This is a genomic window from Arthrobacter sp. ZBG10 (genome assembly GCF_001238605.1).
Taxonomy (GTDB): Bacteria; Actinomycetota; Actinomycetes; order Actinomycetales; family Micrococcaceae; genus Arthrobacter.
On the sequence record NZ_LFQH01000069.1, the window covers coordinates 23,146 to 39,926 of the forward strand.

General features: G+C 66.6%; 10 protein-coding genes and 1 pseudogene. 2 read left to right on the forward strand and 9 right to left on the reverse strand.

Annotation, left to right across the window (positions count from 1 at the left end; all coding sequences use genetic code 11):
* The gene (locus tag ACU18_RS16320) at positions 1-2,547 is read left to right on the forward strand and encodes an ABC transporter permease (protein WP_050687271.1); all 2,547 of its coding nucleotides are present in this window, start codon (positions 1-3) and stop codon (positions 2,545-2,547) included.
* Positions 2,548-2,619: 72 nt separating this feature from the next.
* On the opposite strand, the gene metG is transcribed toward ACU18_RS16320, so the two are convergent.
* The 9 genes from metG to ACU18_RS16365 all read right to left on the reverse strand — a co-directional run bounded on the left by metG (position 2,620) and on the right by ACU18_RS16365 (position 16,324).
* Positions 2,620-4,176 carry a methionine--tRNA ligase gene (metG, locus tag ACU18_RS16325; protein WP_050687273.1) on the reverse strand — a complete coding sequence of 519 codons (1,557 nt, stop codon included), beginning with the start codon at positions 4,174-4,176 and terminating at the stop codon, positions 2,620-2,622.
* A gap of 34 nt (positions 4,177-4,210) precedes the next feature.
* Positions 4,211-4,966 carry an ABC transporter ATP-binding protein gene (locus ACU18_RS16330; protein WP_050687275.1) on the reverse strand — a complete coding sequence of 252 codons (756 nt, stop codon included), beginning with the start codon at positions 4,964-4,966 and terminating at the stop codon, positions 4,211-4,213.
* Positions 4,963-7,755, reverse strand: coding sequence for an FtsX-like permease family protein (locus ACU18_RS16335; protein WP_050687277.1), 2,793 nt, complete (start codon positions 7,753-7,755; stop codon positions 4,963-4,965). The genes ACU18_RS16330 and ACU18_RS16335 overlap by 4 nt, the downstream gene beginning before the upstream one ends.
* A gap of 201 nt (positions 7,756-7,956) precedes the next feature.
* On the reverse strand, positions 7,957-9,546 hold the full coding sequence (gene serA / locus ACU18_RS16340) for a phosphoglycerate dehydrogenase (RefSeq protein ID WP_050687279.1): 1,590 nt from the start codon (positions 9,544-9,546) through the stop codon (positions 7,957-7,959).
* Between the two features lie 129 nt (positions 9,547-9,675).
* A complete protein-coding gene (gene ilvC, locus ACU18_RS16345) occupies positions 9,676-10,701 on the reverse strand; it encodes a ketol-acid reductoisomerase (RefSeq protein ID WP_050687281.1) in 1,026 nt (341 codons plus the stop codon).
* 85 nt (positions 10,702-10,786) lie between these two features.
* Positions 10,787-11,299 (reverse strand): acetolactate synthase small subunit, encoded by a 513-nt coding sequence (gene ilvN / locus ACU18_RS16350; RefSeq protein WP_050687283.1) that lies wholly within the window; start codon positions 11,297-11,299, stop codon positions 10,787-10,789.
* Positions 11,300-11,301: 2 nt separating this feature from the next.
* A complete protein-coding gene (locus tag ACU18_RS16355; protein WP_050687286.1) occupies positions 11,302-13,209 on the reverse strand; it encodes an acetolactate synthase large subunit in 1,908 nt (635 codons plus the stop codon).
* Positions 13,210-13,534: 325 nt separating this feature from the next.
* Positions 13,535-15,256 carry a dihydroxy-acid dehydratase gene (gene ilvD, locus ACU18_RS16360; protein WP_050687288.1) on the reverse strand — a complete coding sequence of 574 codons (1,722 nt, stop codon included), beginning with the start codon at positions 15,254-15,256 and terminating at the stop codon, positions 13,535-13,537.
* A 93-nt stretch (positions 15,257-15,349) separates the two neighbouring features.
* Positions 15,350-16,324: a LysR family transcriptional regulator gene (locus tag ACU18_RS16365; protein ID WP_050687290.1), complete on the reverse strand. Its 975-nt coding sequence runs from the start codon at positions 16,322-16,324 to the stop codon at positions 15,350-15,352.
* A gap of 149 nt (positions 16,325-16,473) precedes the next feature.
* On the opposite strand from ACU18_RS16365, the pseudogene ACU18_RS16370 reads away from it, so the two are divergent.
* Positions 16,474-16,781 (forward strand): annotated as a pseudogene (locus ACU18_RS16370) (hypothetical protein); the annotation flags it as partial.

Consider the following 16,781-nt stretch of genomic DNA (forward strand, 5'->3'; position numbering starts at 1 on the left):
GTGCTGCAGGTAGCCCTCTCGCAGTTCCGGACCCACAGCAGGCGCTTCATCGCCGTGGGGCTGGCGGTCATGCTGGCCGTCGCCTTCCTCGCCACCACGCTCATGGTGGGCGCCAGCACCCAGGCCTCGCTCGGCGCCAGCCTCGGTGAGTCCTACAACAAGGCCGATCTGATCGCCACCCCCGGTCCCGGCAACGGCTCCGGCCCGTCGGGGTTCAGCCAGGCCGCGGTTGACGCCGTGGCTGCGGATCCGGCCGTCAGCGCCGTCTACGCCCAGCAGACTGCGTACGCCTACATCGGCGTCAACGGCCAGGAAATCTTCGGCAAGGTCCGCAACCTGGCCCCCGCAGCCCTGGAACCGGCTTCCCTGGAATCCGGTTCCCTCCCGGCCGCTGCCAACCAGGTGGCCGTGGACAGGACCACCGCGGACCGTTACCGGCTGAGCGCCGGGCAGGCCCTGGTAGTGGCCACCGGCGACCAACGCACCACCGTGTCCCTGACCGTCTCGGGGATCCTCCGCGCCAGCAACGACCCGTTCGCCAGTGCCACTGCGCAACTGGTGGCCCTCTCACCCACCGTGGGAACCCTCACGGCCAACAGCGGACCCGATGCCGGCCCGGCCGGCGCCGAGGGCCTGCAGCTGGTCCTGGCGCCCGGCACCGACGCCGCCGCCGCGCAGGCATCGCTGGCCGGCGTGCTGTCAGCGGCCGGGGCAGCCGACCCCACCGTCCGGACCGCCCAGGAGGAAGTGACCAGCCAGGTGGCCGCCATGACCGGCGGCCAGGACCAACTCACCGTCGTTTTGCTGATCTTTGCTGCCGTGGCATTGGTGGTGGCCGCCCTGGTGGTCTCCAACACGTTCGCGGTCCTGGTGGCCCAGCGCACCAGGGAGCTGGCGCTGCTCCGCTGCCTGGGCGCCGGCCGGCGACAGGTCCGCAATTCCGTGCTGCTGGAGGCCCTCGTTGTGGGCGTGGTCGCCTCGCTCCTGGGCGTGCTCGCCGGTACCGGCCTGATGGCCGGCCTGATCGGCTGGGCCAGCTCCCAGCCCAACTCGACGTTCGCCACCCTGGCCGTGCCGCCGTCGGCCATCATTTCCGGCCTGGTGGTGGGAATCCTGCTGACCCTGGCCGCGGCGCTGGTTCCTGCGCGCGCCGCCACGGCTGTGGCCCCGCTGGCCGCGCTGCGCCCCGCGGACGACGCTTCGCTGCGCAACACCAAAGGCCGGGTACGCCTGGTGCTGGGTATCGCCGCCCTGCTGGCCGGCGTTCCGCTGCTGGTGTGGGGTGCCCTCGAGGTCCAGCTGGTTCCAGCGTTCGGCGGCGGGCTGCTGAGCTTCCTTGGTGTGCTGCTGAGTTCCTCTCTGTTCATTCCCGCGCTGGTTTCGCTGGTGGGCAAGCTGGCGGCGGCGGCCGGCGTCCCGGGAAAGCTTGCGGCGCTGAACGCCGTCCGCAATCCCGGCCGGACCTCGGTCACGGCCGCCGCGCTCCTGATCGGCGTCACCCTGGTGACCATGATGATGACGGGAGCCGCAACGTCCCGGATTGCCTTCGACAAGGCCCTCGCGCAGAACTATCCCGTGGACATGGCAGTCACCGCCCCTGGCGCCGGTGCCTTCGGCGGGCCTGCTGCAACCCAGCCCCCCGGTGCGGCGGCCGGTTTTACCGAAACGCAGCTGGCGGCTGTGGGCGGCCTCCCCGGAGTGGAGTCCGCGGCGGCGCTGCCGGCAGTGGGCTCGGCGGACCTGGACGGGTATCCCAGCGAGATCCTGGCGCTGCCGGCAGGCCAGGCCGCGGCCATCCTCCGGGATGCCGGCCTGGTCCTGGAACCGGGAAAGATCTACCTGCCGGAAGGCTCAACGCCGGGCACTGTGACCGTCACGGGCACCGCCGGTACAGCCAATCTCAGCGCAGTGGTGCTGGAAACCCGGAACATGCCGCCGCTGGTCAGCACCGAGACAGCCCAACAGCTTGGGACACCCACGGTGGGCCAGGCCGTGTGGCTGCGGCTGGCTGACCCGGCAGGCGGGACGCTGTCCGGGGACGATGTCCGGACTGTCCAGCAGCAGGTGGCGGAGGCGCTGGCAGTGCCCGAAAGCGCGGTGAGCGGCGCGGCCATCGAACGGCTGACCTTCAACCAGGTGATCGACGTCCTGCTCCTGGTGGTCACGGCGCTGTTGGGGGTGGCCGTGCTGATCGCCCTGATCGGCGTGGCCAACACCCTCTCGCTCTCCGTCCTGGAACGGACCCGGGAGAACTCGCTGCTGCGGGCATTGGGCCTGACCAAGGGCCAGCTGCGGGGCATGCTGGCCCTTGAAGCGGTACTGGTGGCGGCCGTCGCCGCCATCATGGGAACGGTCCTGGGGGTTGCCTACGGCTGGCTGGGTGCCATGTCCGCGCTTGGCGGCGTGGTCGATGTGTCGCCGGCGATTCCGTGGCTGCAGCTGCTGGGGGTGCTCGCTGTGGCAATCATCGCCGGCCTGCTGGCCTCGGTGGTCCCGGCGCGGCGCGCGGCGCGGCTTTCCCCGGTGGCGGGGCTGGCCACGACGTAGCCCCCGCCCAACTGACTCGCAGTTGTTGTCGTTTTGAGGGCTCAAAACGACAACAACTGCGAGTCAGTTGGGTCAGGCGGCGGGTTCCTCGAACTTCGGGAAGACCGGTGCCGGCGCGGGCAGGACGGTACCGGCCACGATCGGTGTGGCCAGGGCCGTGAACTGCCGGGCGTCGCCGTCGGGCTGGCCCAGGGTGTCCAGGAGTGCAGCGGTGGCGGTGGGCATCACCGGCTGGGCCAGGATCGAGACAATCCGCAACACCTCCAGGGTGACGTACAGCACGGTGTTCATGCGCTCGACGTCGGTCTTCCGCAGCACCCAGGGCGCCTGGTCGGCGAAGTACGCATTGGTGTCGCCCAGGACAGTCCAGATGGCTTCCAGCGCACGGCTGAACTCCTGTATTTCAAAAGCAGCGCGGGCCGCCGCCAGCAACCCGTTGGCCTGCGCCAGGATGGCGTTGTCCGCCTCGGTGAAGTCTCCCGGCGTGGGGACCATGCCCTCGCAGTTCTTGGCCACCATGGACAGCGACCGCTGGGCCAGGTTGCCGAAGTTGTTGGCCAGGTCCGAGTTCATCCGGCCCACGATGGCCTCGTGGTTGTAGCTGCCGTCCGCGCCGAACGGCACTTCCCGGAGGAAAAAGAACCGGACCTGGTCAAGGCCGTACTGGGCCACGAAGTCGGCCGGGGCCACCACGTTGCCCAGGGACTTGGACATCTTGACGCCGTTGTTGTGCAGGAAACCGTGGATCATCACGCGTTTGGGCAGCTCGATCCCGGCGCTCATCAGGAACGCCGGCCAGTAGATGGCGTGGAAGCGGGAGATGTCCTTGCCGATCACGTGGACATCCGCGGGCCAGAACTTTCGGAACGATTCCGAGCCCACGTCCGGGTAGCCCACACCGGTGAGGTAGTTGGTCAGGGCGTCAACCCACACGTACATCACGTGCTTGTCGTTGCCCGGGACGGGGACGCCCCAGTCGAACGTGGTGCGGCTGATGGAAAGGTCCTCCAGGCCGCGCTTGACGAAGCTGATGACCTCGTTGAACCGTGACTGCGGGGCGCCGAATTCCGGCTGCTCGCCGTACAGGGCCAGGAGCCTGTCCTGGTAGGAGGACAACCTGAAGAAGTAGCTCTCCTCAGCCGTCCACGTCACCTCGGTGTCTGTCTCTTTCGAGTAGCGGACGCCGTCGTCCTTCACGGCCGTCTCATCCTCGCCGTAGAAGGCCTCGTCCCGGACGGAGTACCAGCCCTCGTACTTGTCGAGGTAGATGTCGCCGTTTGCTTCCATCTTCTTCCAGATGGCCTGCGACGCGGCGTAGTGGTCCTCGTCAGTGGTGCGGATGAAACGGTCATACGTGATGCCCAGGGCGGCGTGCGCTGCCTTGTAGACCTCTGCGTTCCGGTCCACCAGGTCCTTGGGCGTGACGCCTTCCTTCTCGGCCGCCTGGGCGATCTTCATCCCGTGCTCGTCCGTGCCGGTCAGGAACATCACGTCGAAGCCGTCCAGCCGCTTGAACCGCGCCATGGCATCCGTGGCGATGTACTCGTAGGCGTGGCCGATGTGCGGCACACCGTTGGGATAGGTGATGGCCGTGGTGATGTAGAACGGCGTTTTCTCGGAAGCAGTCACGGTTGGAGCGTTACCTTCGGTGCGGAGGGACAGGCTAGATGAGTTCGGTCAGAGTGTCGCTGAGCCGGACCAGTTCGTGGTCGTGGGACGCCACCAGCACGGCGATGCCGTCGGAGGTGGTGTCCTTGAGGATGCTGATGATGCGGTTGGCGGAGGCACGGTCCAGGCTGGCCGTGGGTTCGTCCACCACCAGGACGCGGGTGCCCAGGATCAACGCACGGGCGATGGCCACCCGCTGGCGCTCACCGCCGGACAGCTGCGCGGGACGGTGCCGCATGCGGCGGCCCAGCCCCACCAGGTCCAGGAGGTCCTTGGCCATGTCCCGGCGCTGGTCCACTTCGCCGTCCGGAACGGCAGGGAGCAGGACGTTCTCCAGCGCGCTCATGCCGTCGATCAGGGCACCGCCCTGGTCGACGTAACCGATCAGCGCCCGACGGCGGTCGGCAATTTCGTCGTCGCCCATGCTTTCGAGCGAATCGCCTTCCCAGAAGACCCGGCCCGACGTCGGCAGCGTCAGTCCGGCGCCGACGGTCAGGATGCTGGTCTTGCCGGAGCCGCTGCGGCCGGCGACGCAGTGCATCTCACCGGCGTGCAGGGTCAGGTCGAAGCCCTCCACCACGCTGACGGCTTCGGCCCCGCCTTTGCCGCCGCCGTAACGGATGGTGATGTCGCTCAGTTCCAGCGGGGTGGCGTGGTCGGCGGCCTTGACGATGGTGTTCGCGCGGGTCTGCAGGGGCACCTCGCCGGCGCCGCCCCTGCGGCTCCGTTGGACATTCGTCGGGTTTGTCATTGGACCACTTTCGTTGCAATAGGTATCCAGCAAAGTACAGCCACCAGGCCGGCCACGCCGGCCCAGAGCGCGGCGTAGGGGGCCAGCAGCAGGCCTATCCCGAGAGCGCCCAGCACACCCAGGGGCAGGGCCACGGTTCCCACCAGGGCATTTTCGAACAGGCGCACCTGGCGGAGCATGTCGGGGTTCCAGCCCATGGCCGCAAGGATGCCCAGGTACTGCCGTTTGGCGTTCAGTTCGAAGCGTCCGGTGACCAGGGTAAGCACCAGGCCCACGGCCACCCCGGCGACTGCCAGCAGGATGCTGGGAAGCGCAACGCTGGCTGCTGCCAGCCCGCTGAGGGCGCTGGCGCCCGCGGCCCGGGGGATGTCGATCAGGAGTGAGATCAGGCCGCCCACAGCGGCGCCGAACACGCCTACGGCGATGGCCAGCGACAGGGTGTTGAACTTGTTCGTTGCGAGCTGCCGGTTGGCGAAGGTCAGCGGTGAGTCAACGGGGATGAGCCGTTCGTCGTGCTGCGCTTCCTGGTCCACCACGTCCCGGTGGCGCAGCTGCTGCGCGGCAAACAGCGCAGCGCCGGCGTAAAGCACCAGGACGGCGGCCGTGACCAGGACCGTGGTGAGGCTCCAGCTGAGCAGGCTCAGCAGGGCACCGGCGGCGGCCAGGAGGATGGCTCCCACACCGAATTCGGCGAGCACCCAGCTGCGGATCCTACGCTGGGTCCAGCCCATGGCGCGGAGCGTGCCTGCCTCGGTGCGGCGCTTGCGGATGTAACTCACGGTGGATGCGCCGGTCAGCAGGGCTGCCCCGCACAGGGTGAGGAAGAGGAGGGTGATGTTGGTTCCGGACAGGGAACCCGTCACGGCGTCCGCGGCGTTCTGGCGGACCCAGGACTGCTGGACGGTGCCCAGCGCCGATTCCTTGCCGGCGTCGTCCTTGGAGTAGCCGGGGACGAAGATGCTGGCGTCCTCCCGCGCGGAGCCTGCCACAACTGTGGCTTCCAGGCCCATGCTGCGGATGTCGGCGGCAAGCTTCTCCACCTCAGGCTGGGCTTCCTTCCAACTGCCCGGAGCGGTGGCCCGGACCCGGACGGCATCGATCACGGCGGCGTTTTCGGTGTAGCCGCGGGCGGCAGCCAGGCCGTAGTAGTCGGTGATGGCGCCGGCGGACTGGCTGGCCAGTCCCGTGGCGCTCAGGGAGGGCTGCAGTTCGGCGTTGGCAGTCTTGCCTTCTGCGTCCTTGACCAGCGAGAACGGGGTGGGGTCATAGCCGCCCAGGGGCAGCTTGTTGACGTCGCCGGCGGCCTGTGACACGGCGGCCGGATCGAAGGTGCCGTAAACCATGGCCAGCGGTGCTGCCAGCTTCTGGCCGGTGGCTACGCTGTCCCGGTAGGATCGCTCGTCCACGGGTTCACGCTGGGTCTGGTCCACGGGACCGCCGGTGGCGCTCTTCTCGGGCAGCCGGTTGACGGTGACCCACTCCCCCGGCACCGCGGTTTTGCCCTCGGCGCCGTTGGCGGCAGTTTCGCCGTCCTGGTACTTGGGGGCTGCCGAGAAATCGGTGCTCCACTTCGCCGGTGTGTAGAGGCCCTGGTTGAAGTTGCCGTTGCTGCCCAGGAGGGAGGAATGGTCCGTCGAACCGGGCCAGGAGAGAACAAACGGGTCCTTGGACACAAACGGGAGGTAATCCTTGCCCAGGGAGCGCGAAACGGTGCCGACGTCCTTGACCACCTTGCCGGCGTCGTCGATCTCCTCGATCTTGACGTTGTAGGTCAGGTCAAGGGACGTGCCGGACCGGACCACCAGCGGGATGGCCTGGGAGTCGGCGGTGAGCTCGCCGGTGCGCTTGGCCTGCTGGTACTGGGTCATCAGGGGCGCCCAGTACTTGAGCTTCACACCCAGGAAATCGGGGCCTTCTTCAAGTTCGGAAAGGTCAATGCCGTTGGTGAAGAGGCCTTCAAAGTAACGGCCCACGGCGCCGGCGTTGCGCGCGTCGGCGGGCGGGGCCTTCTCCAGCGGTGCGAGGAAGTCTCCCGCGGTCCCCAGGAGGGCGCGTTCGGAGGCAGGGTCGACGGCGACGACGGACTCCGTGACTTCAGGTGCCATGGGCAGGGCAACGGAGAGGTTGAAAAGGTTGTGTTCCGAGCCGCCGGCCGGGGACGGGAACTTGATGCCGGTCTCGTCCTCGGGCGCGGCGATGCGGATGCTGCTGCCGCCGCCGGCCTTTTCCTCGAGGAGTTTGGCCTTGCCGAGGGTGCCTTCAGCGGAGGATTTGAACAGGGTCTGCTCGGAGACGCCGTCGGAGCTGACGGCGCTGGCGGTGAGCCGGTACTTTTTGGCGTCGTCCGTCAGAACGGATTCCGCGGCCGGCCATTTGTCCGGCGCAGTGGCGCCGGTTGCCTGGTCAGCGGTCGCGGTGCCTGCCAGCCCGGAGTTGTAGCCGAGGAAGTCCATGGCGTCCAGGCGCGGCGTTTCGAGGTTCTGGGTCACGCGGGACACCAGGCTGATGGGAGCCGCCACGGCCGTGCCGGACAGTTTCCTGATGGCCTCCAGCTGGTCGAAGCCGATCCCGCCGGTTCCGGTGGCGATCTCCGGCTGCAGCAACGTGCCGGAAGACGCCTTGGCCTGGACCAGGACATCGTAGAGCCCCCGCGAATTTTCATCCACTGTCCGGTTAAGGGCCGCCTGCGACTGGCTTTGGACGAGGACCGACAAGCACATGGCTGCGATCAGAATGGCAGCGGTCAACAGCAGCACTTTGCTTCTGATGAACCTCTGGACGGCGTTCATGGAACTCCCTGAAACCTGGATTGCGTACGCACACATATGTCCGCCCGAGCCGGACATGGTCCATCAAGGACGATGTGCAAAAGGTATTGGCCGGCCTGCCGGCGCGGTCCTGAACCAGGACCAAGCCATTGTAAGCAGACCGGCCAATCATACGTGGCCCCGCCGGGGCGCGCCCAAGCGGAGCGGGAGCTACGGCGTTTCCTAGTCCTCGAGGTCCACTTCGCGCACCATCTCGGCGCCGATGCCGGCCTTGATGGCGTCCAGGACCTGCTGAGGCACGGAACTGTCGATGGTCAGCAGCGCCAGCACCTGCCCGCCTTCGTCGTGGCGGGCCACCTGCATGCCGGCAATGTTTATGTTGTTCATGCCCAGGATGTGGCCGATCGTGCCGATCACGCCGGGACGGTCGGTGTAGGCAACCACCACCAGGTGCTCGCTGATGGGGATCTCCACCTCGAAGCCGTTGATGCCCACCAGCTTCTCGATCTGCTTGGGTCCGGTCAGGGTGCCGGCCACGGAAATCTGGGTACCGTCGCTGAGGGCGCCGCGCAGGGTCAGGACGTTCCGGTAGGACTCCGTCTCCGCCGTCGTGATCAGCCGCACGTTGATGCCGCGTTGCTCGGCGATGACGGGGGCGTTGACGTAGGAGACCTGCTCGGTCACAACGTCGGCGAAGATGCCCTTGAGTGCGGCGAGCTCGAGGACCTTGACGTCCAGGGAAGAGATTTCACCGGCAACTTCCACGTCGAACTGGGTCAGGGAGGCGTGGGTCAGGGCGGTGAAGATCCGGCCCAGCTTCTCGATCAGCGGGATGCCCGGGCGGACGTCGGGGGCGATCACGCCGCCGGCGACGTTCACGGCGTCGGGGACCAGTTCGCCGGCGAGTGCCAGCCGGACGGACTTGGCCACGGAGACGCCGGCCTTTTCCTGGGCCTCGTCGGTGGAGGCGCCCAGGTGCGGGGTGACCACCACGTTGTCGAGCTTGAAGAAGGGCAGGTCCGTGCTCGGTTCCTTAACAAAAACGTCGACGCCGGCACCGGCGATGTCGCCTGCCTGCAGTGCGGTGTAGAGGGCTTCCTCGTCCACCAGGCCGCCGCGGGCCACGTTCACCACGTAGGCGGTGGACTTCATCTTCTTGAACGCGTCCGCGCCCAGCATGCCCACTGTTTCGGGGGTCTTGGGCATGTGGATGGTGATGAAGTCGGCCTGGGCCAGGAGCTCATCCAGGGTGACCAGCTGCACGCCCAGCTGCGCGGCGCGGGCGGAGGTGATGTAGGGGTCGTAGGCAAGGATCTTGGTGTCGAAGCCCTTGAGCCGGGCAGCGACGAGGGCGCCGATGCGGCCCAGGCCGATGATGCCGATCTTCTTTTCGAAGAGCTCAATGCCGGTGTACTTGGAACGCTTCCATTCGCCATCTTTGAGGGCGGCGCTGGCCTGCGGGATGTGGCGGGCCAGGCTGAGGATGTGGCCCACAGTCAGTTCAGCGGCGGAGACGATGTTGGACGTGGGTGCGTTCACCACCATCACGCCTGCCTGGGTGGCGGCTTTGATGTCCACGTTGTCCAGGCCTACGCCGGCGCGGGCAATGACCTTGAGGTTCTTCGCCGCCGCGATGGCTTCGGCGTCCACCTGGGTGGCGGAGCGGACCAGGATCGCGTCGACGTCGGTGATCGCCGCGAGGAGCTGCGCGCGGTCGGCGCCGTCCGTCTGGCGGATTTCAAAGTCCGGGCCGAGGGCGTCGACGGTGGCGGGGGAAAGTTCTTCGGCGAGCAGTACTACGGGTTTTGACACGGCTGATCCTCTGCGTTGCAGTCCTGGGGATGGGAACAAGTCTAGGCGGACGGAAAGGCCGGGCTCACATTGTTAAGTGTGAACCCGGCCTCACCGTTGAAGGGATGTGATGCTCAGGTGGCGGCAGCCTTAGCGGGCTACGGAGCCGTCCACGTAGTCCTCATCCTGCTGCTGCCAGGCGAAGAGGGCGCGCAGTTCGCGGCCCACACCTTCGATGGGGTGCTGCTCGCCCTTGGCGCGCAGCGCCTTGAACTCGGGGCCGCCCTTGTCCTGGTCCTCGATGAAACGGGTGGCGAAGGCGCCGGACTGGATGTCGGCCAGGACGGCCTTCATGTTTTCCTTCACCTCGGGGGTGATGACGCGCGGGCCGGAAACGTAGTCGCCGTATTCAGCGGTGTCGGAGACGCTCCAGCGCTGCTTCGCGATGCCGCCCTCCCACATGAGGTCAACAATGAGCTTGAGCTCGTGCAGCACCTCGAAGTAGGCGATCTGCGGCTGGTAGCCGGCTTCGGTCAGGGTTTCGAAGCCGTACTGGACCAGCTGGGACACGCCGCCGCAGAGGACGGACTGCTCACCGAAGAGGTCGGTTTCGGTCTCTTCGGTGAAGGTGGTCTTGATAACGCCGGCGCGGGTGCCGCCGATGGCCTTCGCGTAGCTCTTGGCCAGGTCCCAGGCTGCGCCCGAAGCGTCCTGTTCGACGGCGATGATGTCCGGGATGCCGCGGCCGGCTTCGAATTCGCGGCGCACGGTGTGGCCGGGAGCCTTCGGGGCGATCAGGATGACGTCGACGCCCTCGGGTGCCTGGATGTAGCCGAAACGGATGTTGAAGCCGTGGGCGAAGGCGAGGGCCTTGCCTGCGCTCAGCTTGTCCTTGACGAAGTCGTTGTAGATGGAGCGCTGGTGCTGGTCCGGTGCCAGGATCATGATGACGTCGGCCCATTCGGCGGCGTCTGCAACGGTCTTGACGGTGAAGCCGGCTTCTTCAGCCTTGGCGATGGACTTGGAGCCCTCCTTGAGGCCGATGACAACCTCGACGCCGGAATCGCGCAGGTTCAGCGCGTGGGCGTGGCCCTGGGAGCCGTAACCAACGATGGCTACCTTGCGGCCCTGGATGATCGACAGGTCTGCATCGTCGTCGTAAAACATTTCAGTCACTTGCGTAACTCCTCTTGAGTGGTTTTGGTGGATCGGTGTTTACGGTGCTGCGGTTGCGGGCGGAGCGTCAGTCCCAGGCGGGTGCCTAGGCTGAACGCAACGCCCGGTCACTCATGGAGCGGGATCCCCGTCCAACGGCCAGGGTGCCGGACTGCACAATTTCGCGGATGCCGAAGGGCTCCAGCACTGAAAGCAGTGCCGTGAGCTTTTCGGGATGGCCGGTTGCCTCAATGACGACGGAGTCGGTGGAAACGTCAACCACTGAGGCGCGGAACAGGTCTGCAGCCTGGGTCACCTGCAGACGAGTGGCGGCATCCGCACGTACCTTGACCAGGATGTGGTCGCGCTGTACGGAAGATTCGGGGGTGAGTTCAACAATCTTGATCACGTTGATCAACTTGTTGAGCTGCTTGGTGACCTGTTCGATCAGGTCACCGTCGGCGTCGACCACTACCGTCATCCGGGAGATGCCCGGGACTTCGGTGGGGCCAACAGCGAGGGAATTGATGTTGAAGGCGCGGCGGGCGAAGAGGCTCGCCACGCGGGTCAGTACGCCGGGCTTGTCTTCGACCAGCACGGACAGTGTGTGACGGGTCATTGTCAGTCTTCCTCTTCCCAGTCCGGAGTCATGTTCCGGGCAAACTGGATCTGGTCGTTGCTCACGCCGGCGGGGACCATGGGCCACACCATGGAGTTGGGGCTCACCACAAAGTCGATGACCACGGGGCGGTCGTTGATCTCGAGTGCCTTCTGGATGGTGGCGTCGATGTCCTCGTCGCGTTCGCACCGGAAGGAGGCGCAGCCATAAGCATCGGCCAGCTTGACGAAGTCCGGAATGCGGACCGTGTCGTGGCCGGTGTTCAGGTCGGTGTTGGAGTACCGGCCCTCGTAGAAGAGGGTCTGCCACTGGCGGACCATGCCCAGCGAGGAGTTGTTGATGACCGCGACCTTGATGGGGATCTTGTTGATGGCGCAGGTGGCCAGTTCCTGGTTGGTCATCTGGAAGCAGCCGTCGCCGTCGATGGCCCAGACCACGCGGTCCGGGTTGCCCACCTTGGCGCCCATGGCGGCCGGCACGGCGTAGCCCATGGTTCCGGCGCCGCCGGAATTCAGCCAGGCGTGCGGGCGTTCGTACTTGATGAACTGCGCGGCCCACATCTGGTGCTGTCCCACGCCGGCGACGTAGACGCCTTCGGGGCCGGTGAGGGCGCCGATACGTTCAATGACGCGCTGCGGGGCGGACAGGCCGTCCTCGGGTTCGGTCCAGCCCAGCGGGTACGTTTCCTTGAGGTTGTTCAGGAACGCCCACCACGTGGTGGTGTCCGGGGTGCCCACGGCTTCGAACTGCGTCCGCACGGCCTCGGTCAGTTCCGGAATGATTTCCTTGACCGAACCCACAATCGGCACGTCGGCCGTGCGGTTCTTGGAAATTTCCGCCGGGTCGATGTCCGCGTGGATGATCTTGGCGTGCGGGGCGAAACTCTTCAACACACCGGTCACCCGGTCATCGAAGCGTGCGCCCAGCGTGATCAGGAGGTCTGACTGCTGCAGTGCGGTGACAGCGGAAACCGTGCCGTGCATCCCGGGCATCCCCATGTGCTGGGGGTGCGAATCCGGGAAGGCACCCTTGGCCATCAGGGTGGTGACCACGGGGGCGCCGGTTGCCTCGGCCAGGGCCATCAGCTCGGCGGAGGCGTGCGCTTTGACCACGCCGCCACCCACGTACAGGACGGGCTTGGATGCTGCGGCGATGAGCTTGGCCGCTTCGCGGACCTGCTTGTTGTGGCCGCGGGTCACGGGACGGTAGCCGGGCAGGTCCACCTTGGGCGGCCAGGAGAACGTCATCTGTCCCACCTGGGCGTCCTTGGCGACGTCGACCAGGACCGGTCCCGGACGCCCGGTGGATGCGAGGTGGAATGCCTCGGCCATAACGTGCGGGATGTCGTTGGGGTCGGTCACCAGGAACGAGTGCTTGGTGATGGGCATGGTGATGCCCACGATGTCAGCTTCCTGGAAGGCATCGGTGCCGATCACGCTGCTGGAAACCTGGCCGGTGATGGCCACCAGCGGTACGGAGTCCATGTGGGCATCCATGATGGCGGTAACGAGGTTGGTGGCACCGGGGCCTGAGGTGGCGATGCAGACGCCCACCCGCCCGGTAACCATGGCGTAGCCTTGCGCGGCGTGGCCGGCTCCCTGTTCGTGACGGACCAGCACGTGGTTCATGCTTGAGGCCATCAAGGGGTCATAGGTGGGCAGGATCGCGCCACCGGGCAAACCGAAAATATCGTCGACGCCGAGTTCTTCGAGCGAGCGGACAATAGCTTGCGAGCCGGACATCACCGTTGGGGGTACAACGGTGTTCGGCCCAAGGACAGGAGAGACAGCAGCAAGGTCAGCGACGACGGCGGCGTGATCGGCCGTCCGGTCGGCGCGTTCCGGAGCTTTGGGGGCTCCAGCGGACTTGGTAGCCATCAGCGAGGGGCTGATCGGCGATCCTTTGCTCATCGGACTCTTCCTTGTGGATCATGTGTGGTGCGTGGATGCTGCGGGAAATAAAAAAACCCCTCAGCCTGGTGGCTCTTCGAGGGGTTTGCGCGTGACAGTTCGTTGCCGGGGCTAAGGTGCCACGCGCTTGGTAAGGACGACGACGGTAACGAAAGTCATGCGTTCAGTGTTCCCTCTGGTGGGATACGTGTCAACGAGCCGCTGACCGATCTCACCATGTGGACGTCATTGTCCACTTCCTGAACGCCATCCCAACTGACTGGCAGTTGTTGTCGTTTTGACGGCTCAAAACGACAACAACTGCGAGTCAGTTGGGTGGGGGGTGCTAGCCGCAGTACGCGCCGGTCGAGGCGCTGTGCACCAGCTTGGCGTACTTGGCCAGGACACCCTTGGTGTAACGGGCCGGGAGCGGCTCCCAACCTTCCTTGCGGGCTTCCAGCTCGGCCGGGTCCACCAGGAGGTCGAAGCTGCGGGCTGCGATATCCACGCGGATCCGGTCGCCGTCCTTGACGAAGGCGATGGGGCCGCCGTCGACCGCTTCCGGTGCAACGTGGCCGATGCACAGGCCGGTGGTGCCGCCGGAGAACCGGCCATCAGTAAGCAGCAGGACATCCTTGCCCAGGCCGGCACCCTTGATGGCACCGGTGATCGCCAGCATTTCGCGCATGCCCGGACCACCCTTGGGGCCTTCGTAGCGGATCACCACAACGTCGCCGGCCTGGATCGCGCCCTTATCGAGGGCCTCGAGGGCGCCCTGTTCACGCTCGAAGACGCGGGCGGTTCCCTCGAAGACGTCAGCGTCGAAGCCGGCACTCTTAACAACGGCGCCTTCCGGAGCCATGGTGCCGTGCAGGATGGTGATGCCGCCGGTCTTGTGGATGGGGTTGTCCAGTGCGCGCAGGATCTTGCCGTCCACGTCCGGCGGGTTGATCGCTGCGAGGTTTTCGGCGACGGTCTTGCCGGTGACGGTGAGGCAGTCGCCGTGCAGCAGGCCGGCGTCGAGCAGTGCCTTCATGATGACCGGCACTCCGCCGATCTTGTCGACGTCGGTCATCACGTAGCGGCCGAACGGCTTCAGGTCGCCCAGGTGCGGGATCTTGTCACCGATGCGGTTGAAGTCGTCGAGGGTCAGGTCCACCTCGGCTTCGCGGGCGATTGCAAGCAGGTGCAGGACGGCGTTGGTGGAACCACCGAAGGCCATGGTCACGGCAATGGCGTTCTCGAAGGCCTTTTTGGTCATGATGTCGCGGGCCGTAATGCCCTTGCGCAGCAGGTTAACCACCGCTTCGCCGGACTTGCGGGCAAATTCATCACGACGGCGGTCTGCCGAGGGCGGCGCTGCCGAACCGGGCAGGGACATGCCCAGGGCTTCACCGATGCAGGCCATGGTGTTGGCGGTGTACATGCCGCCGCAGGCGCCTTCTCCGGGGCAGATGGCCTTCTCGATGCGGGTGAGGTCCTCGAGGCTCATCTTGCCCGCGGCGCACGCACCGACAGCCTCGAAGGCGTCAATGAGCGTGACTTCCTTTTCGGAGCCGTCTTCGAGCTTGACCCAGCCGGGCATGATCGAACCTGCGTAAAGGAAGACGCTGGAGAGGTCCAGGCGGGCGGCTGCCATCAACATGCCGGGCAGGGACTTGTCGCAGCCGGCCAGGAGCACGGAGCCGTCGATGCGCTCGGCCTGCATCACGGTTTCGACGGAGTCGGCGATGACTTCGCGGGAAACGAGCGAGAAGTGCATGCCCTCGTGGCCCATGGAGATGCCGTCGGAGACCGAGATGGTGCCGAACTGCATGGGGAATCCGCCGCCGGCGTGGACGCCTTCCTTGGCGCCCTGCGCGAGGCGGTTCAGCGAAAGGTTGCAGGGGGTGATTTCATTCCAGGAGCTGGCGACGCCGACCTGCGGCTTCGCGAAGTCGTCATCGCCCATTCCCACTGCACGGAACATGCCGCGGGCGGGGGCAGCGTGGATGCCGTCGGTGACGACGCGGCTGCGGGGCTTGATATCGGGTGTTTCCGTTGCTGCGGTTTGGGTGTCCTGACTCATGAGGAAAAGTCTATGACTCCCCGTGGCGGCGAAACGACCGGCCCGGCGGGTTTGTGCCCATTTTCCTCAATATTTCGATCAGATAGTGGACTTTCATCTCGCATTTTGAGACAAGGGTACGCTGGCCGCTCCCGCCAAGTGGCCGGAATCACCTTCGCGGGTGCCGGTGGCCACCGCCTCCGCCTCGAGCACCAGCATCCTGAGCACGTCCCTGATGGTGGTGCGCTCGGCCACGTCGGGGCGGAGCAGCGCCACGATGCTCCGGCGCGCAGCCACTCCCACCAGCGGCCGAAGGACGAAGCCCCGCGACTCATTGCCGACCGCGGTATAACGGGGCAGGAGCGACAAGCCGTGTCCGGCCCTCACCAGGGCCTCAAGGACGCGCAGGTCCGGATACAGCTGGGCGCGGACGGCCGGGGCGCCGGCCTGCTTCTCAATCTGCTTCAGTACGGCGTCAAACGGGAACCCTTCCGGAACCCCGATCCAGGGGTAACCCACCACATCCCTGGCTGTGACCCTGCTCCTGGCCGCCAGCGGATGCCCGGCCTGCATGGCCACGTCCAGCGGCTCCTCCAGCAACGGCACCACCACAAGCCCGTTCCGGGCAAAGACCTCCGGGCCGTCCACGCTGTGCGCCAGGACCAGGTCGTAATCCGCGGCCAGGCCGGCGAAGCCGGCGACGCCCGGGTCCTCGAAGCACGCCTCCAGCCGCAGGCCCGGAACGGACTGGGCCCGGTGCAGCAGTCCGGGCAGGAACATTTCGGCCGCGCTGGGGAAGAAAGCCGCCCGGACGTGGGCCTGCCAGCCGCGGCGGTAGGTATCGATGGTGGCTTCAGCCCTGGCCATGGCCGTGGATACTTCCGCGGCCGCCGTCGCCATGGCCCGGCCCGCCTCGGTCAGCCGGACGCCCCGTCCCGATTTTTCCACCAGCACCACGCCCAGTTCGTCCTGCAGGGTGCGCAATTGCTGGGAAACCGCCGACGGCGTCACGCGCAGAGCATCGGCAGCGGCGCCCACGGTGCCGCGGTCCGCTACTTCCCGGAGGATCTGAAGCCGCTTGAAGTCCATGCCATGAGGCTACGGGACGCCTTGACTTTGCAGCCGTCGCGGAAACCCTGACGGGGTGCCCGTTGCGGCTTCACCAGTCTGGACAGCGGTGGTCCCCCAACGTAGCGTCAGGGGAAAGGCTCCATCCGTGACAGACCAAAGGATTTGCTGTGGACATCGTTTTCTGGATCATTCTGATTGTTGTCATCGTGGGCGTGGTCTGGTGGCTGATGAACCGGTCCCGGTCCTCCGGAGCCGCTTCCGACGCCCCGCAGCGCCCGGCAGACGGTGCCTTGTCCGGCGGCAGCTCAGCGGCTTCCGCTGCGGCCGCCGGAACCACGGGAATACCCACGGTGGCCGGGTTTGGCCAGCCTGCCGGGCCAGCCGCCCCCACCACCGCCGAAGACCCGGTGCCCACTGCCGGCGAAGCTGCAGCCCGCGAAGTGCAGCCTGCGACCGTTCCCGAGCCCGCAGTGGT